The organism is Angustibacter sp. Root456 (genome assembly GCF_001426435.1).
Taxonomy (GTDB): Bacteria; Actinomycetota; Actinomycetes; order Actinomycetales; family Angustibacteraceae; genus Angustibacter.
In genome coordinates, this window is the sequence record NZ_LMER01000014.1 from 307,680 (window position 1) to 328,742 (window position 21,063).

General features: G+C 73.8%; 21 protein-coding genes, 1 pseudogene and 1 riboswitch. Of the genes and pseudogenes, 7 read left to right on the forward strand and 15 right to left on the reverse strand.

The genetic code is table 11. From position 1 onward, the window contains the following. Positions 1-6: 6 nt before the first annotated feature. From ASD06_RS06595 to ASD06_RS06615, 5 genes are read left to right on the forward strand one after another with little or no spacing between them, the layout of a single operon-like run. Complete coding sequence (locus ASD06_RS06595) at positions 7-789, forward strand: DUF2877 domain-containing protein (RefSeq protein WP_157371555.1); 783 nt, start codon at positions 7-9, stop codon at positions 787-789. Beyond that, entirely contained in the window at positions 786-2,276 is a 1,491-nt protein-coding gene (locus ASD06_RS06600; RefSeq protein WP_200941920.1) for a hypothetical protein, read from the forward strand. The genes ASD06_RS06595 and ASD06_RS06600 overlap by 4 nt, the downstream gene beginning before the upstream one ends. 5 nt (positions 2,277-2,281) lie before the next feature. Beyond that, the gene (locus ASD06_RS06605) at positions 2,282-3,697 is read left to right on the forward strand and encodes a DUF1116 domain-containing protein (protein ID WP_157371577.1); all 1,416 of its coding nucleotides are present in this window, start codon (positions 2,282-2,284) and stop codon (positions 3,695-3,697) included. Between the two features lie 24 nt (positions 3,698-3,721). Continuing rightward, positions 3,722-4,822 carry an aromatic acid exporter family protein gene (locus ASD06_RS06610; RefSeq protein WP_056674708.1) on the forward strand — a complete coding sequence of 367 codons (1,101 nt, stop codon included), beginning with the start codon at positions 3,722-3,724 and terminating at the stop codon, positions 4,820-4,822. After that, on the forward strand, positions 4,819-6,024 hold the full coding sequence (locus ASD06_RS06615; protein WP_157371556.1) for a CynX/NimT family MFS transporter: 1,206 nt from the start codon (positions 4,819-4,821) through the stop codon (positions 6,022-6,024). Before ASD06_RS06610 ends, ASD06_RS06615 begins: the two co-directional genes overlap by 4 nt. Positions 6,025-6,184: 160 nt before the next feature. Here ASD06_RS06615 and ASD06_RS06620 read toward each other — a convergent pair whose 3' ends face one another. From ASD06_RS06620 to ASD06_RS06680, 13 genes are all read right to left on the reverse strand, one after another. Continuing rightward, positions 6,185-6,748 carry an NTP transferase domain-containing protein gene (locus ASD06_RS06620; RefSeq protein WP_056674710.1) on the reverse strand — a complete coding sequence of 188 codons (564 nt, stop codon included), beginning with the start codon at positions 6,746-6,748 and terminating at the stop codon, positions 6,185-6,187. After that, a complete protein-coding gene (locus ASD06_RS06625) occupies positions 6,745-7,209 on the reverse strand; it encodes a PH domain-containing protein (protein ID WP_056674711.1) in 465 nt (154 codons plus the stop codon). Before ASD06_RS06625 ends, ASD06_RS06620 begins: the two co-directional genes overlap by 4 nt. Positions 7,210-7,216: 7 nt before the next feature. After that, complete coding sequence (gene hisG / locus ASD06_RS06630; protein ID WP_056674713.1) at positions 7,217-8,062, reverse strand: ATP phosphoribosyltransferase; 846 nt, start codon at positions 8,060-8,062, stop codon at positions 7,217-7,219. Positions 8,063-8,112: 50 nt separating this feature from the next. Then, entirely contained in the window at positions 8,113-8,376 is a 264-nt protein-coding gene (locus ASD06_RS06635; RefSeq protein WP_056674715.1) for a phosphoribosyl-ATP diphosphatase, read from the reverse strand. A 19-nt stretch (positions 8,377-8,395) separates the two neighbouring features. Continuing rightward, complete coding sequence (ribH, locus tag ASD06_RS06640) at positions 8,396-8,899, reverse strand: 6,7-dimethyl-8-ribityllumazine synthase (protein WP_056674718.1); 504 nt, start codon at positions 8,897-8,899, stop codon at positions 8,396-8,398. Then, a complete protein-coding gene (locus tag ASD06_RS06645; RefSeq protein ID WP_056675120.1) occupies positions 8,896-10,176 on the reverse strand; it encodes a bifunctional 3,4-dihydroxy-2-butanone-4-phosphate synthase/GTP cyclohydrolase II in 1,281 nt (426 codons plus the stop codon). The genes ribH and ASD06_RS06645 overlap by 4 nt, the downstream gene beginning before the upstream one ends. A gap of 5 nt (positions 10,177-10,181) precedes the next feature. Next, entirely contained in the window at positions 10,182-10,892 is a 711-nt protein-coding gene (gene pnuC / locus ASD06_RS06650; protein WP_056674720.1) for a nicotinamide riboside transporter PnuC, read from the reverse strand. Then, a complete protein-coding gene (locus ASD06_RS06655) occupies positions 10,889-11,515 on the reverse strand; it encodes a riboflavin synthase (protein WP_056674721.1) in 627 nt (208 codons plus the stop codon). The genes pnuC and ASD06_RS06655 overlap by 4 nt, the downstream gene beginning before the upstream one ends. Then, positions 11,515-12,546: a bifunctional diaminohydroxyphosphoribosylaminopyrimidine deaminase/5-amino-6-(5-phosphoribosylamino)uracil reductase RibD gene (gene ribD, locus ASD06_RS06660; protein ID WP_235502244.1), complete on the reverse strand. Its 1,032-nt coding sequence runs from the start codon at positions 12,544-12,546 to the stop codon at positions 11,515-11,517. Before ribD ends, ASD06_RS06655 begins: the two co-directional genes overlap by 1 nt. A 174-nt stretch (positions 12,547-12,720) precedes the next feature. Then, positions 12,721-12,849, reverse strand: a riboswitch (FMN riboswitch). 24 nt (positions 12,850-12,873) lie between these two features. After that, positions 12,874-13,554, reverse strand: a complete 681-nt coding sequence (rpe, locus tag ASD06_RS06665) for a ribulose-phosphate 3-epimerase (RefSeq protein ID WP_056674723.1) — start codon at positions 13,552-13,554, stop codon at positions 12,874-12,876. 63 nt (positions 13,555-13,617) lie between these two features. Further along, complete coding sequence (locus ASD06_RS06670) at positions 13,618-15,339, reverse strand: glycerol-3-phosphate dehydrogenase/oxidase (RefSeq protein ID WP_056674725.1); 1,722 nt, start codon at positions 15,337-15,339, stop codon at positions 13,618-13,620. Next, the gene (gene glpK / locus ASD06_RS06675) at positions 15,339-16,853 is read right to left on the reverse strand and encodes a glycerol kinase GlpK (RefSeq protein WP_056674727.1); all 1,515 of its coding nucleotides are present in this window, start codon (positions 16,851-16,853) and stop codon (positions 15,339-15,341) included. The genes ASD06_RS06670 and glpK (ASD06_RS06675) overlap by 1 nt, the downstream gene beginning before the upstream one ends. Positions 16,854-16,900: 47 nt before the next feature. After that, positions 16,901-17,755, reverse strand: coding sequence for an MIP/aquaporin family protein (locus tag ASD06_RS06680; protein WP_056674729.1), 855 nt, complete (start codon positions 17,753-17,755; stop codon positions 16,901-16,903). Between the two features lie 187 nt (positions 17,756-17,942). Between ASD06_RS06680 and ASD06_RS06685 the strand changes: the two genes are divergently transcribed. Together ASD06_RS06685 and glpK (ASD06_RS06690) are read left to right on the forward strand one after the other, a co-directional pair. Beyond that, a complete protein-coding gene (locus ASD06_RS06685) occupies positions 17,943-18,713 on the forward strand; it encodes an IclR family transcriptional regulator (protein ID WP_056674731.1) in 771 nt (256 codons plus the stop codon). Continuing rightward, entirely contained in the window at positions 18,710-20,218 is a 1,509-nt protein-coding gene (gene glpK, locus ASD06_RS06690) for a glycerol kinase GlpK (RefSeq protein WP_056675126.1), read from the forward strand. Before ASD06_RS06685 ends, glpK (ASD06_RS06690) begins: the two co-directional genes overlap by 4 nt. A 7-nt stretch (positions 20,219-20,225) precedes the next feature. On the opposite strand, the gene ASD06_RS19935 is transcribed toward glpK (ASD06_RS06690), so the two are convergent. Both ASD06_RS19935 and ASD06_RS19940 read right to left on the reverse strand, forming a co-directional pair. After that, positions 20,226-20,879 (reverse strand): diguanylate cyclase, encoded by a 654-nt coding sequence (locus tag ASD06_RS19935; protein ID WP_369853699.1) that lies wholly within the window; start codon positions 20,877-20,879, stop codon positions 20,226-20,228. A 47-nt stretch (positions 20,880-20,926) separates the two neighbouring features. After that, positions 20,927-20,977, reverse strand: a pseudogene (locus tag ASD06_RS19940) (hypothetical protein); the annotation flags it as partial. Between the last annotated feature and the right edge of the window lie 86 nt (positions 20,978-21,063).

Here is a 21,063-nt window from a genome sequence, read left to right on the forward strand (position 1 = left end):
ATGGCCATGAATCCGCAGGTTGGTGCCGCCTCGACGCACGTCCACGACCTGCTGACCGGGCCCCCGCAGGCCGGCCTCGTGCGTCGCGTGGGGCGCGACCGCGCCGCCGTCGAGGTGGCGGGACGCCTGATCGTGCTGGTCCGGGCGACGGGGCCGCAGACCCTGCCGTGCTCGGTCGTGGTGCCTCGCCTGGATCTCGCCGGAGTGGACGGCGAGCGGGCGCTCGTCGGTCACCAGCAGCTGGTGGTCGGCGACCACCGCGTCGAGATCGTGCGCTGGTGGGACCCACCCCGCGTGCACCCCGGCGCGCGCAGCGTCGGCCCGCAGCCGTCCGGCGGCCCGTCGGTGCTGGACGACGACACGCTCCGGGCGCTGCGCGACGCCGCCACCGCGCTGGTCGCCAGGGACACCACCGCCGCTGAGTGCCTCGTCCAGGTGCTCGGTCGGGGGCGCGGCTCGACCCCTGACGCCGACGACGCCGTCGCGGGCCTGCTGCTGGCCGGCCGCCGGCTGGCCGACCCGGACGCGCTCCGCGACGTGGAGGCAGTCGGCGCAACGGTCGCGAGGGCCGCCCCCTCACGCACGACCCTGCTGTCGGCCGAGCTCCTGCGCGCCGCGGCCCACGGGTACGCCGTGCCGGTCCTGGTGCAGCACCTCACCTCACCGACCGCCCACTCGGCGGCGGAAGTGGAGCGGCTCGGGGCGACGTCCGGACGCGCCACGCTCGCGGGGGTGCGCGTCCTGCACCGGGCCTGGCGACGGGGCGCGCGTGAGGCGGTGACCGCGTGAGCCACGAGCACGTCGAGGTGCGCACCGGCACCTACCACGACTCGGTGACCCTGATGCAGGCCAGCCGCAGCGTCGCCAGCGTCGACGGCGTCGTCGCCGCGCAGGTCGCGATGGGCACCCCACTCAACGTGGACGTCCTGCAAGGCATGGGATTCAGCCTGCCTGCGGGTGTCGGCGCCTCCGACCTCGTGGTGGCGCTGCGCACCGACGACGAGGCCGCGCTCGCGGCGGGTCTGGCAGCGGTCGACGCCGCGCTCACCTCGCGCTCCGAGGGCACCAGCGCCAGCACGGCCGAGCCCCCGCGGACGACGGGGATCGCGTTGCGGCGCAACGCCTCCCCGCTGGCCGTCGTCTCGGTGCCCGGCCCCTTCGCGCTCGCCGAGGCGATGGACGCCGTCGCCGCCGGATCGAGCGTCATGGTGTTCAGCGACAACGTGACCGTCGCGGAGGAGGTCGCGCTCAAGGACGCTGCAGCAGCGCAGGACGTGCTCGTCATGGGCCCGGACTGCGGCACCGCGGTCGTGGGCGGGGTCGGCCTGGGGTTCGCGAACGTCGTCGAGCCGGGGCCGGTCTCGATCGTCGCCGCCTCGGGCACCGGTGCGCAGCAGCTCATGGCCCTGCTGGCCCACGGTGGCGTGGGTGTGCGGCACTGCCTCGGGCTCGGCGGTCGCGACCTGTCGGCCGCCGTCGGCGGGCGATCGGCGCGCCAGGCCCTGACGGCCCTCGCCGCTGACCCCGGCACCGAGCTCGTGGTGGTGGTGAGCAAACCGGCCGACCCCGACGTCGTCAGCGCGCTGGAGCACCAAGCGGCTGAGCTCGACCTCGCCGTCGAGTGGGCGACGCTCGGCCCCGGTCGCCCCGACCTGACCTCAGCCGCCGAACGGGTGATCGAGCGGCTCGGCGGCCACACGCGCCTGTGGCCCTCGTGGGGCCCGGAGCAGCCGCGCTCCCCCGGCCACGCCCTGCGCGGTCTGTTCTGCGGCGGCACGCTGTGCGACGAGGCGATGCTCGTGGCCGGTGAGCTGCTCGGGCCGATCCGGTCGAACATCCCGCTGTCGAGCGACCTCGCGCTCGACGTCAGCGGGGCCGGCCGCTGGGACGCCGGCAGCGACCACGCGATGGTCGACTTCGGCGACGACGCGCTCACCCGCGGGCGCGCGCACCCGATGATCGATCCCTCCCTGCGCGATGAGCGCTTGGCGATCGAGGCGGCCGACCCGCGGGTCGGCGCGATCCTGCTCGACGTCGTGCTCGGGCACGGCGCGCACCCCGACCCCGCCGCCGAGCTGGGCCCGGCCATCGAGGCGGCGCTGGACGGCGCGAGCCAGCTCGCCGTCGTCGTGTCACTGACCGGCACCCCCGCCGACCCGCAAGGGTTCGGGCGTCAGGCCGCGCGCCTGGCCGAGGCCGGCGCGCAGGTGCACCTGTCGAACGCCGCGGCCGCCCGGGCCGCGGCCGAGGCCGTCCGAACGAAGGAGCCGTCGTGAGCGCTTTGCGCGGGCTGCTCGACGGCGCGCCGTCGAGCGTCGTCACCGTGGGGGTCGACCTGCTGGCGCAGGCGCTCGATGACCAAGCGGTCGCGGTCGACCGCGTCGACTGGCGCCCGCCACTCGGTGGGGACGCCGTGGCCGGGCACCTGTCCGCCGTCCTGGCCGATGCGCGCCGCGACGCTGCCAACCGCACCGCGCTCGACCGGCTGCTGGGCGCCGAGGCCGAGCTCGTCGACGTCGTGCCGGCGTCCGAGGCGCTCGGCCTGCAGCGCGGCACGTTCCTGCACGCCGGACCACCGATCACGTGGGAGCGGGCATCGGGGCCGCTGCGAGGCGCGCTCATGGGCGCGATGGTGCTCGAGGGCCTGGCGTCCTCGCCGGAGGACGCCGAGAGCCGGCTCGCCGACGCAAACGGCGTCACGCTCGACCCCTGCCACCACCACCACGCGGTGGGGCCTATGGCCGGGGTCGTCTCGCCGTCCATGTGGGGTTTCGTGCTGCGCGACCCGGTGCACGGGGGCATGGCGTTCTGCACCCTGAACGAGGGTCTGGGCAAGGTGCTGCGGTACGGCGCGTACGGCCCCGAGGTGATCGAGCGGTTGCAGTGGATGGCTCGTGTGCTCGGCCCGCTGCTGCAGCAGGCGGTGCGCCGCCGCGTCGACACCACGGGTCCGGTCGACGTCCGCTCGATCATCGCCCAGATGCTGCAGATGGGCGACGAGGGCCACAACCGCAACCGGGCGGGCACCATGATGCTGGTGCGCGAGCTGGTGCCCGAGCTGCTCGAGCTCGGTGCGCCCTCGGGCGACGTGTCCGACGTCGTGCGCTTCTGCAACGGCAACGACCACTTCTTCCTCAACCTCGTGATGCCCGCCTGCAAGCTCGCCCTGGACGCCGCCCGCGACGTGCCGGGCTCGACGATGGTCGTGGCCATGGCCCGCAACGGCACCGACTTCGGCATCCAGGTGTCGGGCACCGGATCGCAGTGGTTCACCGCGCCGGCCAACACCCCGGACGGCTTGTTCCTCGGTGACTTCGGGCCCGACGACGCCAACCCCGACATCGGCGACTCCGCGATCACCGAGACCGGCGGCATCGGCGGGTTCGCCATGGCCGCCGCCCCCGCCATCGTCCGCTTCGTCGGCGGCGAGGCGGACGACGCGATCGCCACGACCCGGCGGATGTACGACATCACGCTCGGCGAGCACCCGGCCTACCAGGTGCCGGTGCTCGGCTTCCGCGGCACGCCCACCGGCATCGACGTCACCGCCGTGGTGCGCACCGGCGTCCTGCCCGTGATCAACACCGGCATGGCCGGGCGCGTGGCCGGCACCGGCCAGGTCGGAGCCGGTCTGGTCAGCCCGCCCGAGGCCTGCTTCACCCAGGCCCTCGACGCGCTGGCCGCGCGAGCGCGCTGACCGCCGAGCCGTCAGGCTGGCCGCATGCGCCGCGCCGTCTCGAGCTGGTCCGATCGCGTCCGGCTGCTTCGGCGCTACGGCTGGCACATCGCCCAGTGCGCGGTGGCCGCCGCCGTCGCGTGGGGCGTCGCCCGGCTCGTGCTCGGGCACCCGCAGCCGTTCTTCGCTCCCGTCGCGGCCATCGTCAGCCTCGGCCTCAGCTACCGGCAGCGACTGCAGCGGGTGGCCGAGGTCACCGTGGGCGTGGCCCTCGGCGTGCTCACGGGTGACCTGTTCGTGCACGCCTTCGGCACCGGCGGGTGGCAGGTGCTCGTCGTGGTGGCGGTGGCCATGGTGCTGGCGGTGCTGCTCGACGCCGGGCCCCTGCTGGTGACCCAGGCGGGGGTGCAGTCGTCGATCGTCGCGACCCTCGCCCCAGCCCCGGCAGCGGGGCTGAGCCGCTGGCTCGACGCGGTCGTCGGTGGCGCCGTGGCGCTCCTGGCCGCCGCGGTGGTGCCGGGATCGCCGCTGCGCCGCCCACGGCAGGAGGCCGCCTCGCTCATGGAGGACTTCGCCAGCTGGTGCCGCGACGCCGTGCGGGCCGTCGCCACCAGCGACACCGGCCTCGCCTACGCGACGCTCGACCGCGCCCGTGCGAGCGAGCACCGGCTCGACGACGTGCGCGACGCCGCGAGCGACGGGCTCTCGATCGCGCGGTCGTCGCCCTGGCGGCGCGGTCACCGCAGCGACCTGCTCGGCATCGCCGCGCTCGCAGTGCACCTCGACCGCGCCGTTCGCAACGGGCGCGTGCTGCTGCGCCGCGTCACGGTCGTCGTCCGGCGCGGGGAGACGCTGGACGGCGAGGTGCTGGGGCTCATCAGCGCGCTCGCCGACGCGGCGGAGGAGCTCTCCCGCGCCATCAGCGCGAAGTCCGAACCCGAGCGCAGCCGCGAGCTGCTGGGTGAGGTCGCGGCCGCGTCGGTGCGGGCGCGAGTGGGCAGCTCGCTGTCGTCGGACGTCGTGATCGCTCAGGTGCGCTCGATGGTCGTCGACCTGCTGGAGCTCACCGGCCTGGACGCGGACGAGGCCCGCCGGCTGGTACCGCCCGCCGAGCGCGACGACCCCCCACCTAGGCTCAGTCGGTGACCACCCTGCGCGCGGCGCAACCCTCCCGGCTGCACGGCTCGGGCCTGATGCTCGCGGCGATCGTGCTCGTGGCGCTCAACCTGCGCCTGGCCATCACCAGCGTGCCCCCGCTGCTCGAACGCATCGGCGAGGACCTGCACCTCAGCCGGGCCTGGACCGGCGCCCTCACCACGCTGCCGGTGCTCTGCATGGGCGTCTTCGCGCCGGTGGCGCAGCGGATGGCGCATCGGCTCGGCCGCGAGCGGGCGACCGCGGTGGCCATGGCGGTGCTCGCGGTGGGCACGGCGGTGCGGTGGGGCGGCGGGCACCTGGTGCTGCTCTACCTGGGCACGCTCCTTGCCGGCTTCGGCATCGCCGTCGGCGGCACGATCGCGCCGGGGATCGTCAAGGAGTACTTCCCCGAGCACGTCGGCCTCGTCACGGCGGCGTACATGCTCGCGATGATGGGCGGAGCGGCCGTGGCCTCGGGCGTCAGCGTGCCGCTGGCCAACGCGCTGAGCTCGTGGCCGGCGTCCCTGGCGTCCTGGACGCTGCTCGCCCTGCTGGGCACGGCCTTGGCGTGGCCGGTGGCGCGGCGCGCGGCAGCCCACCGGACGGCGTCCGGTGGATCCGCCGAGCAGCGCCTGCCGCTGCCCTGGCGGCACCCCACGGCGTGGCTGGTGGCGGGCTTCCTCGCGCTGCAGTCGTGGCAGTTCTACAGCGAGCTCACCTGGGTGCCGCCGTTCTACCAGGCGCACGGCTGGTCGGCGACGCGCGCGGGCCTGCTGCTGTCGGTGTTCAGCGCGATGCAAGTGGTGTCGGGGGTCGCCGGGCCCGTCGTGGCACACCGCGTCCACGACCGACGTCCGCTGCTCGTGGCGTCGGTCGTGAGCGTCGCGGGCGGCCTGCTCGGCATGCTGCTCGCGCCGGAAGCCGCGCCGTGGGTCTGGGTCGCGCTGCTGGGGCTCGGTCTGGGCTCGGGATTCGCGCTGGGGCTCGTGCTGTTCGCGGACTACTCGCTGACGCCGGCCGGCAGCTCCCGGCTGTCGGCCCTGGCCTTCTTGATCAGCTACTGCCTCGCGGCGGCGGGCCCCGTGGTGGTCGGTGCACTGCGTGACGCCACGGGGTCGTTCCAGCTGCCGTTCACCATCCTGCTCGTGATGCTCGTGCCGCAGGCTGCGGCCGCGATGCTGCTGCACCCCCGCCGCCCCCGCACCCCCTGACCGCCTGCCCCCCCGACCCCCGGGGTGTGGCGCGGGGGCACCCCGCTGCGTTCCTAGTGGAGCTGGGTGCCCCGGTTGCCTTCACTCGGTGGAGCGATCTTCCCCACGCGTGCGCTGGCGTGCATGATCACGGACGACGGGGGTGCGCTGGCGTGCATGATCACGGACGAGAGGGTGGGAGGTCGGCCGGGGTGTCGACGTCTCGGGGATGGCCGGTGCCGGTGCAGTCGACGAGGGTGACGTCGTCCGGGTGCTGGCGCAGCCACACGCGGGCGCCCTGGTCGCCGGACGCGGCGGCGATGACGTCGGCCCAGACCGCACGGGCCAGCAGCACGGGGTGCGCCGGCGTGCCGTCATAGGAGGCTTGCACCGCGGGGCCGGCCGGCGCCTCGAGCAGGCGGCGCACCGCGGCAGCACCGATCCACGGCGTGTCGACGAGCAGCAGGACGGCCCGCGGCCAGTCCCCCAGCCGCTGCGCGGACTGCAGCCCGACCCGCAGCGACGACGCCATGCCGGTCGGCCAGTCGACGTTCGTGACGACCAGCGCGTCGACGTCGCGCACGGGCACCGCCCCGGCCACCACCAGGACGTCAGCACAACCGCCTTGACGCAGTACCCGGACGGCGCGGTCGACCAGCCGCTCGCCGTCCAGCTCGACGAGCGCCTTGGCCGCGCCGAACCGGCTACCGCTGCCGGCAGCGAGCACCACGCCTACCGCGGTCATCGCCGGGCTGTTCCGAGCCCCTGCACCAGAGCGGCCAGCCGCGAGGCCTCCGCGAGCGCACGCGCGCCGTCCGAGCGCTGGATGGCCATCACCGCCACCTGGTCGCCGTCGACCAGGTCGAGCCAGGCCCACGCGTCGCCGTTCGCGAAGCGCACCGCCTCGATCTCGGCCCAGGTCAACCGGCGCGTCACCGCGACGTTGCGCACGACGAGGCCCTCACGCGACGGCACCGCGCGGATCGCGGCGAACCGCCACATCACGACGGCCACGAGCACACCGAACCCGGCCATGAGCAGCGAGTCACCCACCGACCAGCCGCGGTAGCCGGTGGCGGGCAAGGCCATCGCCAGCACCCCGAAGACCACCAGCGCACCCACCGCGAAGCCCGTGGCCACCCGGCGCCCGCGCCGCGGCACGAACGGCCCGAAGGGGTCGCCCGCCGCGCCGCTACCGCCCGTCATTCGCCCGTCACAACCGGCAGGCGTGGATGTCGGTCACGAGGATGGCGCGCGCACCGAGCTCGTACAGCTCGTCCATGACGCGGTTGGTGGTGGCCCGCGGCACCATCGCTCGCACCGCGACCCAGCCCTTGTCGTGCAACGGCGACACCGTCGGCGACTCCAGCCCGGGGGTGAGCGCGCACGCCCGCTCGACCAGCTCGACGCGCACGTCGTAGTCCATCATCACGTACCGACGGGCGGTGAGAACTCCCTGCAACCGCCGCGCGAGGACGCCCACGGAGGGGTTGCCGTCGGCCCCCGCCCGCCGGACGAGCACCGCCTCGGACTGCAGGATCGGCTCGCCGAACACCTCGAGTCCGGCCGCACGCAGCGTCGACCCCGTCTCGACGACGTCGGCCACGACATCGGCCACCCCGAGCCCGACCGCCGACTCCACGGCGCCGTCCAGGCGGACGACGGTGGCGTCGACGCCGTGGTCGGCGAGGTGCCGCTCGAGCAGACCGGCGTACGACGTCGCGACGCGCAGGCCGGCGAGGTCGCCGACGGCCTTGGCGACCCCGGGCGGCCCGGCGAAGCGGAAGGTCGAGCGCCCGAACCCCAGCGGCAGCACCTCCTCGACGTCGACGCCGGAGTCGAGCAGCAGGTCACGTCCGGTGATGCCGACGTCGAGCGTGCCGGAGCCGATGTAGACGGCGATGTCGCGCGGTCGCAGGAAGAAGAACTCGGCGTCGTTGTCGGGGTCGGCGAGCACCAGCTCACGGCTGCTGGAGCGCTGGCGGTAGCCGGACTCGCGCAGCATGTCGCTGGCGGCCTCGGACAACGCGCCCTTGTTGGGAACGGCGATACGGAGCATCTGGTCCTCCGGTGCGGTGGGACGGCGGGAGCGGCGTGCGGGGCGTCCGCTCACAGATGCGCGTAGACGTCCTGCAGGCTCAGCCCGCGCGCGAGCATCAGCACCTGCAGGTGGTACAGCAGCTGGCTGATCTCCTCGGCGGTGCGCTCGGCGCCCTCGTGCTCGGCCGCCATCCACACCTCGGCGGCCTCTTCGACGACCTTCTTGCCGATGGCGTGGACCCCGGCGTCGAGCTCGGCGACGGTGCCCGAGCCCTCCGGACGGGTGGCCGCCTTGTCGGCCAGCTCGGCGAACAGCGCGTCGAAGGTCTTCACAGGCCACCAGCCTACGGCGTCAGCGCGCGTCGCCGGGCCGGGGCACCGCGAGCGTCCGCAGGGTGAGCGCCGTGGCCACCGCCGCGGTCGCCGCCTCGTGGCCCTTGTCCTCGCGCGACCCGGGTAGTCCGGCGCGGTCGAGGGCCTGCGCGTCGTCGTCGCAGGTGAGCACCCCGAAACCCACGGGGACGCCGGTGCTCACGGCGACGTCCGTCAGCCCGGACGTCGCGGCCTGGCACACGAAGTCGAAGTGCGGGGTGCCGCCCCGCACCACGACGCCCAGCGCCACCACCGCGTCGTAGCCGGCTCGCGCGAGACGCGCGGCCGCCACGGGCAGCTCGAACGACCCGGGGACGCGCACGACGAGGGGGTCGACCACGCCCGCCTCGGCCAGCGCCCGCAGGGCGCCGTCGACCAGACCGTCCATGACGCGCTCGTGCCACTGCGCTGCCACGACGGCGACGCGCAGCTCGCGGGCGCCCGTGGGGTCGACGGCGATCCGGGGCGAGCCCGCGCCGCTCATGCCGGCCTGCGCTGCGCGGCGGTCGACGACGGCGAGCCGTCCTGACCCCGTTGCGGGCCGAGGTCGTGCCCCATGCGGTCGCGCTTGGTGGCGAGGTAGCGGGCGTTGAACACCGACTCGCCGGCGCGCAGCGGCGTGCGGCCGACGACCGCGACGCCGTGCGCCGCGAGCCCCTCCACCTTGGCCGGGTTGTTGGTGAGCAGCCGCACCTGGCTCACGCCGAGATCGGCCAGGATGGCCGCGGCGGCGCCGTACTCACGGGCGTCGGCGGGCAGGCCGAGCTCGAGGTTGGCGTCGACGGTGTCGCGGCCGAGGTCCTGCAGCGCGTACGCCGACAGCTTGGCGAGCAGGCCGACACCGCGTCCCTCGTGGCCGCGCAGGTACACCACCGCTCCCCCACGGCGGGCGACCTGCTCGAGGGCGGCGTCGAGCTGGGCCCCGCAGTCGCAACGCAGCGAGCCGAGGACGTCGCCGGTGAGGCACTCGGAGTGCAGCCGCACGACGGCGTCCGGCCCGGTGAGGTCGCCGCTCACCAGCGCCACGTGCTCGGCGCCGGTGAGCAGGTCGCGGTAGCCGCGCGCGACGAAGGTGCCGTGCCGAGTCGGCAGCGTGGTGCTGGCCACGTGCTGCACCCGCGGCGCCGCGACCTGAGCGGGCGCGCTCGGCACCGCGTCGTCGTGGGTGAGCCGCCACAGCGCCAGGTCGGCGATGCTCACGGTGACCAGGTCGTGCGCGGCACCGAGGGCGAGCACGTCCGGCAGCCGCATCATGCTGCCGTCGTCGTGCACGAGCTCGGCGATCACGGCGACCGGCATGAGACCCGCGAGGCGGCACAGGTCTACCGAGGCCTCGGTGTGACCCGCCCGCTCGAGCACACCACCCGGTCGTGCCCGCAGCGGGAGCACGTGGCCGGGACGCACGAGCTCGTCGGCGGTCGTCGTCGCCGACGCCAGCAGCCGCAGGGTTCGTGCCCGGTCGGCGGCGCTGATGCCGGTGGTGACGCCGTCGCGCGCGTCGACGGTGAGGGTGTACGCGGTGCCGCGGGGGTCCTCGTTGTCGGTCACCATCGCGGGCAGGCGCAAGCGGTCGGCGGTCTCGGCGGGCATCGGGGCGCAGAGCAGCCCCGACGTGTGCCGCACGGTCCAGCCGACCCACTCCGGGGTGGCGTGCTCCGCCGCCAGCACGACGTCGCCTTCGTTCTCGCGGTGCTCGTCGTCGACGACGAGCACCGGACGTCCGACGCGCAGCTGCGCCAGCGCCTCCGGCACGCTCGCCAGGCCGGTCACGCGGACAACTCCGCGGCCGGATCGGCGATCCCGAGGGCAGGCGCCTCGTCGCGGGCGACTCGGCGCCACACCACGAAGCCCCAGACGACGAAGCCGGCGTACACGGCGTACAGCACGGCCGACGGGTAGAAGTGCGAGTGCAGCAGCAGCGGCACGCCGACCACGTCGACGGCGATCCAGGCGAGCCAGAAGTCCACCCAGCCGCGGGCCATCGCGTAGGTGGCCACGATGGAGCCGACGAAGATCCAGGCGTCGGCCACGAAGAACCACCACGGCGCCGGGAAGCCGGCGCCGAGCGCGTGGAACACGAAGGCTGCGACGACGACGGCGGCCAGCCCGGCCACCACGTACGTCGTCCGCTCCGTGGTGGTCGCCCACCGCGGCTGCACCGCGGGCGCGCCCGCGCCCCCGGCGCGGCGGGTCGCCGACCACTTCCACCAGCCGTACACGCTCGTGATGATGAAGAACACCTGCCGCCCGGCCTGGCCGTACAGCGTCTGCCCCTGCGGTGTGGTGAAGGCGATACCCAGGAACACCGTGAACAGCATCGCGTTCCCGATGATGCCGACCGGCCAGGCCCACACCTTGCGGCGCATGCCGAGCACCGCCGACGCCAGGCCGAACAGGTTGCCGATGACCTCGCGCCACAGGATGTGCTGGCTGCCGATGGTCAGCTGGGACTCGAACAGCCACTTGAGCAGGCTCACGGTGCTTCTACCTTCCGGAGGGTGTCGGTGCGAGCGGCGAGGAGCCGCTCGACGTACTTGGCGAGGACGTCGACCTCGAGGTTGACCACCTCGCCGACGGCGCGCCGACCGAGAGTGGTCAGCGCGAGGGTCGTGGGGATGAGCGAGACGCTGAAGGTGCCGGCGGCGCCGTCCAGGGCGCTGACGGTGAGCGAGACCCCGTCGACGGCGATCGAGCCCTTCTCGACGACGTAGGCCGCGAGCTCGGGGGGCAGCCGCACGGTGACGACCTCCCAGCGGTCACCGGGCTCGCGGCGCACCACCTCGCCGACCCCGTCGACGTGCCCCTGCACGACGTGACCGGCGAAGCGCCCGTCGCTGCGCACGGCGCGCTCGAGGTTGACGGGGTCGCCGGGCGCGAGCTGCCCCAAGGCACTGCGGCGCAAGGTCTCCAGCATGACGTCGACCGAGAACGTGGTCGGGTCGTGGTCGACCACCGTGAGGCACACGCCGTTGACGGCGATGGAGGCGCCGTGGGTGGCGTCGGACGCCACGAGCGGGCCGCGCAGCACCAGCCGCGCCGACTGCTCGCCGTGCTCGATCGCGACGACGCTGCCGAGCTCCTCGACGATGCCAGTGAACATCAGGGCGTCCTCTCGATCGGCGTGTAGGTGAGCCGGACGTCGGCCCCGAAACGGGTGACGTCGTCGAGCCGCAGTCGCGCGATGTCGGCCATGGTGCTGATCTCGAGGTCTTCGACGGCCGGACGTCCGCTGCCGAGCAGGGCGGCCCCGACGTAGACGACAAGGCGGTCGACGAGCTTGGCGCGCCAGAAGGCGGCGGCGAGCGTGGGGCCGCCCTCGAGCCAGACGTGCCGGCGGTCGAGGTCCCACAGCCGCTGCAGCGCCTCGCGGGGGTCGTGCGTGCGCAGCTCGGTGGCGCCGGCCCGCTCGAGCGCGCTGCCCGGGCGCAGACCGCGCAGCCCCATCACAGCGCGCAACGGTTGGCGCTCGACCTCCTCGCCCCCCTCGTCGCGCACGCTAAGCCGGGGGTCGTCGACCCAGGCCGTGCCGGTGCCGACGAGCACCGTGTCGGCGTCGCCCCGCAGGGCGTGCACGTCGCGCCGGGCCTCGGGGCCGGTGATCCACGCGCTCGTGCCGTCGGCCGCGGCACTGCGGCCGTCGATCGTGGTCGCGACCTTCCAGGTGACCACCGGCCGACCGAGGTCGACCGCGTGCTGCCAGTCGGCGACGAGCGCGTCAGCGGCGGCCCACAGCCCGACGTCGTCGATCAGCGCCGCCTCGATGCCCGCGGCGCGCAGCCGCTCAGCACCACCACCGGCGTCCGCCGTGCGGTCGGGGCGGGCGAACACCACCCGCTCGACGCCAGCCGTGATCAGAGCGGCGGTGCACGGGCCCGTGCGGCCGGTGTGGCCGCAGGGCTCGAGCGTCACGACCGCGGTGCCGCCGCGCGCAGCCGACCCGGCCTCGGCGAGCGCCGCCACCTCGGCGTGGGGCGTGCCCGCACCCTCGTGCCAGCCCTCGCCGACGACGCGTCCGTCGGTGCTCAGCACCACGCAACCCACGCGGGGGTTCACCCCGACCGGCCCACGCCTGGCGAGGTCGAGCGCGCGGGCCATCGCGGCCTCGGACGTGCTCGCTGCGCCGATCTCCACCGTCAACCCCTCTCGCCTCGCTCGGGGCGGGCTCCGGGGTCGGGTGGTGCGAGGTCGCGGCCGTCGGGCCGGGCCTCGGCTCGCCAAGCGAGCGGTCACCACCACGCCGACGGCTGACCCCTGTCGGGGACAGCGCGTCGACGGCGGCACGGGCGCCGAGGCACCTGCACCGCCGCGTGTCTCCTCCCATCCGGACTCTCACCGTCGGTCCTGGAGTTCCACCAGGTCAACCGGCCGCTGGCTGCGGTCGGGTCGCGGACTGTCACCGCCGGCTCGGAATTTCACCGACCCCGGAGCACGCGTGCTGCTGCCAGGAGTGTAGCCCCGTCAGGTGCGAACGGGCCCGTCGTGGCTGTGACGCTGCGCACGCTCGCGCAGCGTCTCGATCTGGGCCGCGGCGTCCTCAGCGCCGTACACCGACGAGCCGGCCACGAAGACGTCGGCTCCGGCGTCCGCGGCTCGCTCGATCGTCTCGGGGGTGACGCCGCCGTCGACCTGCAGCCACACGTCGAGCCCGCTGTCGCGGATGGCCTGGCGGGCGCGGCGCACCTTGGGCAGGCAGACGTCGAGGAACGCCTGGCCGCCGAACCCCGGCTCGACGGTCATCACGAGCACCATGTCGATCTCGGGCAACAGGTCGACGAACGGCTCGATCGGCGTGGCCGGCTTCAGCGCCAGCCCAGCGCGGGCGCCGAGTCGGCGCAGCTCACGGGCGAGGCGCACGGGTGCGCGAGCCGCCTCGGCGTGGAAGGTCACGCTCTGCGCGCCGGCCTCGGCGTAGCCGGGGCCCCAGCGATCGGGGTCGTCGATCATCAGGTGCGCGTCGACCGGCAGGGGGCTGGCCTTCACCAGCGCCTCGACCACTGGCAGGCCAAGCGTGAGGTTGGGCACGAAGTGGTTGTCCATGACGTCGACGTGCGCCCAGTCGGCGCTCGCGATGCGCTCGAGCTCGGACGCGAGGTGGGCGAAGTCGGCGGACAGGATGCTGGGCGAGATCTGCGGGGCCACGTCGCGAGCCTAGCGATCCGCCGCTCCACGCCCGCCGCCCCGCCTCCCGCTCCTCGGGCGCGGTCAGGCCGCGGGCCGGCCAGACCTCCCGAGCCCGCGCACGTCCGGTGCGCCCAGCCGGGCGGCGTCCGCGGTCTGGTCGTCCGGCTCCTTCTGCGACTGCAGCTCCGCCTCGACCCGGGCGAGGTAGTGCTCGATCTCGCTGCGCACGGTGGCGTCGTCCCAGCCGAGCACCGGCGCCACGAGCTGTGCGACGTAGGGCGCACTCGCCTCACCGCGGTCGGGCGTCTCGATCGAGATGCGCGTGCGGCGGGTCAGGACGTCGTCCAGGTGCAGTGCCCCCTCCGCCGCCGCGGCGTAGACGGCCTCGGCCCGCAGGTACGTCGGGGCACCCTCGATGGGGCGGCCGAGCTCAGGGTCCTGCCGCACGAGGTCGAGCACCTCGTCGGTGAGGGTGCCGTACCTGCGCAGCAGGTGCTCCACCCACGCGACGTGGACACCGCACTCGGCCGCGGTGGTCTCGCGGCGGTTCCACGCGACCGCGAAACCCTCTGCGCCCACGAGCGGCACCTGGTCGGTGCAGGAGGCCGCCACCTTGCCCGGCAGCCCCGTGACCGCCGCGTCGACGGCGTCCTGGGCCATCACGCGGTACGTCGTGTACTTGCCGCCCGCCACCATGGTCAGGCCCGGCACCGGGCTGACGACCGCGTGCTCGCGCGAGAGCTGCGACGTCGAGTCGGACTCCCCCGCGAGCAGCGGTCGCAGCCCGGCGTACACCCCGACCACGTCGTCGTGCGTCAACGGCGTGGCCAGCAGCCGGTTGGCGTGGTCGAGCAGGTAGTCGATGTCGCTGCGGCTGGCGGCCGGGTGCGCCAGGTCGAGCGCCCAGTCGGTGTCGGTCGTGCCGATGATCCAGTGGGTGTCCCACGGGATGATGAACAGCACGCTCTTCTCGGTGCGGCTGATGATGCCGGTGCCGGCGTGGATGCGGTCGCGCGGCACGAGCACGTGCACGCCTTTGGAGGCGCGCACGTTGAACTGGCCGTGCCCGCCGACCATCTCCTGGATCTCGTCGGTCCAGACCCCTGCGGCGTTGATGGTCTCGCGAGCCCGCACCGTGACGGTGCGCCCGCTCTCGAGGTCCTGCACCTCGGCGCCGACGACGCGGTCACCCTCCGACACGAAGCCGGTGACCCGCGCGCTCGTCGCGCACAGCGCCCCGTAGGCCGCCGCGGTGCGGGCGATCATCATCGTGTGGCGCGCGTCGTCGACCTGCCCGTCGTAGTACTTCACCGCGCCGACCAACGCGTCCTTGCGCAGCGACGGGAACTCCCGCAGGGCCTGCTTGCGAGTCAGGTGCCGGTGGCCCGGCACGCCGTGCCGCCCACCCATGGTGTCGTAGAGCAGGACGCCGCTGCCGACGTACGGGCGCTCCCAGAACCGGTGCTGCAGCGGGTAGATGAACGGCACGGCCCGCGCCAGGTGCGGTGCCAGGCGGTTGAGGATGAGCGAGCGCTCGCGCAGCGCCTCGCGCACCAGACCGAAGTTGAGCTGCTCGAGGTAGCGCAGTCCGCCGTGGATCAGCTTGCTCGACCTGCTGGACGTGCCGGCCGCGTAGTCGCGCGCCTCGACCAGCCCCACCCGCAGCCCGCGAGTCGCGGCGTCCAACGCAGCGCCGCAACCGACCACTCCCCCGCCGATCACGAGGACGTCGAGCTCCTCAGCAGCCATGGCGTCCAGCGCCCGCCCGCGGGCCTGCGGGTCGAGCCGCACGGTGTCCGGCATCACACCTCCACCCAGCCGAGCGTGCGCTGCACGGCCTTCGTCCAGCCCTGGTAGCCGGTCTCGCGCTGCTCCTCGTCCCACTGCGGCTGCCAGCGCTTGCTCTCGTTCCAGTTCTTGCGCAGCTCCTCCGGGTCCTTCCAGAAGCCGACGGCCAGGCCGGCCGCGTACGCCGCACCCAGGGCCGTGGTCTCGGCCACGACCGGGCGGCTCACGGGCACGCCGAGCACGTCGGCCTGGATCTGCATGCACAGGTCGTTGGCGGTCACGCCACCGTCGACCTTGAGCACCTCCAGACGCACGCCGGAGTCCTTCTCCATCGCGTCGGCGACGTCGCGGCTCTGGTAGCAGATCGCCTCCAGCGTGGCGCGCGCGATGTGGGCGTTGGTGTTGAACCGCGAGAGGCCGACGATGGCGCCGCGCGCGTCCGAGCGCCAGTACGGCGCGAAGAGCCCGGAGAACGCCGGCACGAAGTACACGCCGCCGTTGTCGGGCACCTCACGCGCGAGGGTCTCGCTCTGGCCGGCGCCCTGGATGATCCCGAGCTGGTCGCGCAGCCACTGCACCGCCGAGCCCGTGACCGCGATCGAGCCCTCGAGCGCGTACACCGCGGGCTGGTCGCCGAACTGGTAGCAGACCGTCGACAGCAGGCCGTTCTGCGAGCGCACGAGCTCGGTGCCCGTGTTGAGCAGCAGGAAGTTGCCCGTGCCGTAGGTGTTCTTGGCCTCGCCGGCTGCCAGGCAGACCTGGCCGACCATGGCGGCCTGCTGGTCACCGAGTGCGGCCGCCAGCGCCACCTCGCCACCCAGCGGGCCGTGCGCCAGGGTCGTGCCGTACAGCGAGGGGTCGGACGACGGCCTGATCTCGGGCAGCATCTGGCGCGGGATGCCGAAGATCGCCAGCAGGTCGTCGTCCCACTGCAGGGTCTCGAGGTTCATGAGCATCGTGCGGCTGGCGTTCGTGACGTCCGTGACGTGCACGCCGCCGTCGACCCCACCGGTGAGGTTCCACAGCACCCACGAGTCGGTGGTGCCGAAGATCGCGTCGCCCTTCTCGGCGGCCTCGCGCACGCCGGGCACGTTCTCGAGGATCCACTGGATCTTGCCGCCCGAGAAGTACGTCGCCGGAGGCAGACCGGCGCGCTCGCGGATGAGCGCCCCACGCTCGTCACGGTCGAGGGCCGCCGCGATCTTGTCGGTGCGGGTGTCCTGCCAGACGATGGCGTTGTAGTACGGACGGCCGGTGCGCTTGTTCCACACCACCGTGGTCTCGCGCTGGTTGGTGATGCCGAGGGCCGCGAGATCGCTCGCCTGCAGGCCCTGGCCGTTCATGACGGTCTGCAGCACCGAGCTGGTGCGCTCCCAGATCTCGACCGGGTTGTGCTCGACCCAACCCGGCTTCGGCATCACCTGGGTGTGCTCGAGCTGGTGGCGCGCGACCTCGTTGCCGCCGTGGTCGAAGATCATGAAGCGGGTGCTGGTGGTGCCCTGGTCGACGGCGCCGACGTACTCAGCCATGGAGTGCTCCTTCGCGGGTTCTGCGGTGGATGGGGTGAGCGCCTGGGTCAGCGCGCGGACGCGGTGGCGGCGACGTCGTCGCGCAGGTCGGTAGTGGGCATCTCGCCGACCTCGGTCGGCTCGTCTGCCGCCGGCAGGAAGCGCTCGACGAGGTGCACGTAGGCGCCGGCACCGATCAGGCCGCCGACGACCGGCGCGACGATCGGCACCCAGAAGTACAGGCCGCCGCCCTGGTCGCGGAACGCGGTGCCGTACCCGGTGATGAACGACGCCAGGCGGGGGCCGAAGTCGCGCGCCGGGTTGATCGCGTAGCCGGCGTTGGTGCCCCAGGCCATGCCGATCGCGACGACGATGAGGCCGACGATGAACGGCGCCATCCAGGCCACCGGCGCGCTGTTGCGGACGTCGGTGACGGCGAGGATGAGGAACAGCAGGATCGCGGTGCCGACCACCTGGTCGAGCACGGCAGTGCCGATGCTGATGTCGAGGGACCCGTTGCCAGGCAGCGTCGAGAAGATGCCCTGCGTGGCGATCGTGTGCTTGGGGTCGACCGTCGCGATGGCGTCCGCGTAGGTGAAGCGCACGATGAGCGCCGCGACGAACGCCCCGGCGGTCTGCGCGATCGAGTACGGCACCACCTTGCGCCACTCGAAGTCGCGGAAGGCCGCGAGCGCCACCGACACTGCGGGGTTCAGGTGGGCACCGCTGATGCGCCCTGCGGTGTAGACACCGAAGACCACGCCGAGCCCCCAGGCCCAGGCGATCGAGTCGTGGTCGCCGAGCGCGCCCTTGCCGGTCACGACCTGAGCCACGACGCCGACGCCGAAGAGGATGAGGACGGCCGTCCCCACGAACTCCGCGACCAGCTCTCCGACGAGCGTTCGCCTACCGAGTGATGTCATTGGCCAGACTCCTTCGTCTGCAGTGGATCTGGGGGCCTGAGAGGGCCGGAACGAGATGCGCAGACGCTAGGAAGACGGAGCGAGCGCGACAACGGGCACCATTCGGCATGGCCGAACGCCACGGCGTTCGGCGATGTCGAACGCTTCGTCCTCTGCTGGCGGGCGTTGTCCGGATTAGCCTCGGGCCATGGCGGGCACCGTGCAGTCCGTGGAACGCGCGGCGGCGATCGTCCAGCTCCTGGCCACTGAGATGGAGCCCTTGGCGCTGGCGCAGATCTCGTCTGCCCTGTCGTTGGCGAAGCCGACCGCCCACGGGCTGCTGCAGACCCTCTGTGCGGTGGGGTTCGTCGAGCAGGACAACGCCCAGGGCCGTTATCGGCTCGGCCGCGACCTGCTGCAGCTCGGATCGGAGCCGCTCGACGTCAACGAGCTGAGATCGCGAGCCATCAACTGGACCGACGCGCTGGCCGCCCGCACCGGGCAGTCGGCGCGCGTCGGGCTCTTCCGCGACGGTCAGGTGCTCATCGCGCACCACGTGTTCCGGGTCAACTCCTGCGACGAGGTCATGCAGACGGGGACGTCGGTGCCGATGCACGCCTCGGCGCTCGGCAAGGTGCTCGTGGCCTTCGACCCCGGGGCGGCCCGCGCCTGCCTGGGCGAGCCGCTCGAGAGCCTCACCTACCGGACGGTGAGCGACCGCAGCACCTTGCTGCGCCAGCTGGCCGACGTCCGCGACGCCGGCTGGGCGGCGGCGGTCGAAGAGGCGGAGCCGGGGCTGGCGGGCATCGCGGCCCCGATCCGCGACCGCGGTGGCTACGTGGTCGCCGCCCTCGGCATCACGGGGCCGGTCGATCTCCTGTGCGACAGCAGGTCCCGGCCGCGTCCCGAGCTCGTCGAGGACGTGCTGTGGGCGGCGCGAGCGGTGTCGCGCGAGTTCGGGCACGGACGCGCCACGTGACGGAGCGCTACGTCGCGGCCCTCGACCAGGGCACGACGTCGACTCGCTGCCTGGTCTTCGACCACCAGGGGCGCCTGGTGTCGCTCGCGCAGCGCCTGCACCGGCAGAGCTACCCCCGCCCGGGCTGGGTGGAGCACGACGCCGAGGAGATCTGGGAGGTCGTGCGCCGCATCGTGCCCGAGGCGTTGGCGGACGCCGGGATCGACCCCTCGCAGGTCGTCGCGCTGGGTGTCACCAACCAGCGCGAGACCACCGTCGTCTGGGACCGCGCGAGCGGCCGGCCCGTGGCGCCGGCGATCGTCTGGCAGGACACGCGCACCGCGGACCTGCTGCCGAGCGTCTGTCGGACCCTCACCGAGGACGAGATCCACGAGCGCACGGGCCTTCCCCTCACCACCTACTTCTCCGGCCCGAAGCTGCGGTGGCTGCTCGACACCGTGCCGGGCCTGCAGGAGCGGGCCGAGCGCGGTGAGGTGCTGTTCGGCACCATGGACACCTGGCTGCTGTGGAACCTCACCGGCGGCGTCGACGGTGGCGTGCACGCCACCGACATCACGAACGCGAGCCGCACGCAGCTGATGAACCTGCGCACGGGCGAGTGGGACGACGAGCTGCTCGCCTGCATGGGCGTGCCGGCCGCCATGCTGCCGCAGATCCGGCCCTCGGTGGGTGGCTTCGGGACCACCGTCGACCCCGTGCCCGGCATCCCGGTCGCCGCGGTGATCGGCGACCAGCAGGCGTCGCTGTTCGGGCAGACCGCGTTCGAGCCGGGTGACGGCAAGTGCACGTTCGGCACCGGCGCGTTCCTGCTGCTCAACACCGGCCAGCAGGTCGTGCGGTCGCGGCACGGGCTCGTCACCACGGTCGCGCACCAGCTCGACGGCGAGCCGCCGGTCTACGCCCTCGAGGGGTCGGTGGCCGTTGCCGGTGCGTTGGTGGAGTGGTGCCGCGAGAGCCTCGGCCTCATCCGCACCCCCGCCGAGATCGAGACGCTGGCCGCGAGCGTGACGGACAACGGAGGCTGCTACGTCGTGCCAGCGTTCGCGGGGCTGTACGCGCCGCACTGGCAGCCGCAGGCCCAGGGTGTCGTGGTCGGTCTCACGTCGTACGTGAAGCAGGGCCACATCGCTCGGGCGGTGCTCGAGGCGACGGCGCTGCAGACCCAGGAGGTCGCGCGCGCCATGCAGAGCGACTCGGGCGTGCCGCTGCGCGTGCTGGCCGTCGACGGCGGCATGACGGCGAACAACCTGCTGATGCAGGCCGTCGCCGACCTGCTCGACGTGCCCGTCGTGCGGCCGATGATGGCCGAGACCGTCGCGCTCGGCGCGGCCTACGCGGCGGGCCTGGCCAGCGGGTACTGGCCCGACCAGCACGTGCTGCGCCGACAGTGGCACCGCGCCGCCGAGTGGCGACCCCAGATGACCTGCGAAGCCCGCGCGCACGAGCTGGAGCGGTGGTCGCGGGCCATCGAGCTCGCCATCGCGTGGGGCGAGCCCCCACGCTGACCCCGCCTCAGGCCGGAGCCTGCTGGCGGGTGTGGCGACGCCGGTCGGGCCGCGAGCGTTTCGCGCGGTACATGTCCGCGTCGGCGAGAGCGACGAGCGCGTCGGCCTCGATCCGCGTGTCCGTCCAGGCCGCCCCGACGCTCGCGACCGGCACGAGCTCGGTGCCGTCGTGGTCGAACGGCTCGCGCAGGAGGTCCTGGACCGCGGCGACGGCATGTGCGACCGCCTCGTGCGAGCCCAGGTCGGTGCGGAGCACGACGAACTCGTCTCCCCCGAACCGACCCACGGCGCCGCCTGGTCCGGCATCGGCCAGCAGTCGCCGTCCGACCTCGCGCAGCAACGCGTCGCCGGCGGCGTGACCGAGCCGGTCGTTGACGTCCTTGAAACCGTCGAGGTCGATGAACAGCACGCTGACGCTCGCCCGAGCCTCCCGGCCGCCGGACTCGCCGGGAAGCGCCGCGAGCGATCCCTCGAGCCGCTCGATGGCAGCGCGCCGCACCAGGCAGCCGGTGAGGTCGTCGTGGCTCGCGCGGTGCGCGAGCTGCTCACGCAGCTGGGCGGCCTCCGTGACGTCGGACAGGTACAAGATGGCGCCGGTGCACTCTCCGGAGTCGGTGTGCAGCCCCCGCACGCTGATGGCCACGCGCCGCAGCCCCTGCACCGCGTCGACCGCGTCGGCTGCCAGATCGGCTGCCAGGTCGGCTGCCAGGTCGGCTGCCAGGTCGGCTGCCAGGTCGGCTTCGAGGTCGGCGTCGACACCGCGGTCTCGTACGCAGCGCAGGGCGTCGCGTAGCGGCTCGGGGTCGGTCATGACGTCGTACAGCTCGAACACCGAGGCGAGCTCG

Bases quoted from the DNA above. Each gene is read 5' to 3' on its own strand.
- ASD06_RS06655 (WP_056674721.1), bottom strand. From the start codon at position 11,515: ATGTTCACTGGCATCGTCGAGGAGCTCGGCAGCGTCGTCGCGATCGAG.
- ASD06_RS06670 (WP_056674725.1), bottom strand. From the start codon at position 15,339: ATGCCGGACACCGTGCGGCTCGACCCGCAGGCCCGCGGGCGGGCGCTG.
- glpK (WP_056674727.1), bottom strand. From the start codon at position 16,853: ATGGCTGAGTACGTCGGCGCCGTCGACCAGGGCACCACCAGCACCCGC.
- ASD06_RS06595 (WP_157371555.1), top strand. From the start codon at position 7: ATGAATCCGCAGGTTGGTGCCGCCTCGACGCACGTCCACGACCTGCTG.
- ASD06_RS06610 (WP_056674708.1), top strand. From the start codon at position 3,722: ATGCGCCGCGCCGTCTCGAGCTGGTCCGATCGCGTCCGGCTGCTTCGG.
- ASD06_RS06680 (WP_056674729.1), bottom strand. From the start codon at position 17,755: ATGACATCACTCGGTAGGCGAACGCTCGTCGGAGAGCTGGTCGCGGAG.
- ASD06_RS06685 (WP_056674731.1), top strand. From the start codon at position 17,943: ATGGCGGGCACCGTGCAGTCCGTGGAACGCGCGGCGGCGATCGTCCAG.
- ASD06_RS06625 (WP_056674711.1), bottom strand. From the start codon at position 7,209: ATGACGGGCGGTAGCGGCGCGGCGGGCGACCCCTTCGGGCCGTTCGTG.
- ribH (WP_056674718.1), bottom strand. From the start codon at position 8,899: ATGAGCGGCGCGGGCTCGCCCCGGATCGCCGTCGACCCCACGGGCGCC.
- hisG (WP_056674713.1), bottom strand. From the start codon at position 8,062: ATGCTCCGTATCGCCGTTCCCAACAAGGGCGCGTTGTCCGAGGCCGCC.
- ASD06_RS06620 (WP_056674710.1), bottom strand. From the start codon at position 6,748: ATGACCGCGGTAGGCGTGGTGCTCGCTGCCGGCAGCGGTAGCCGGTTC.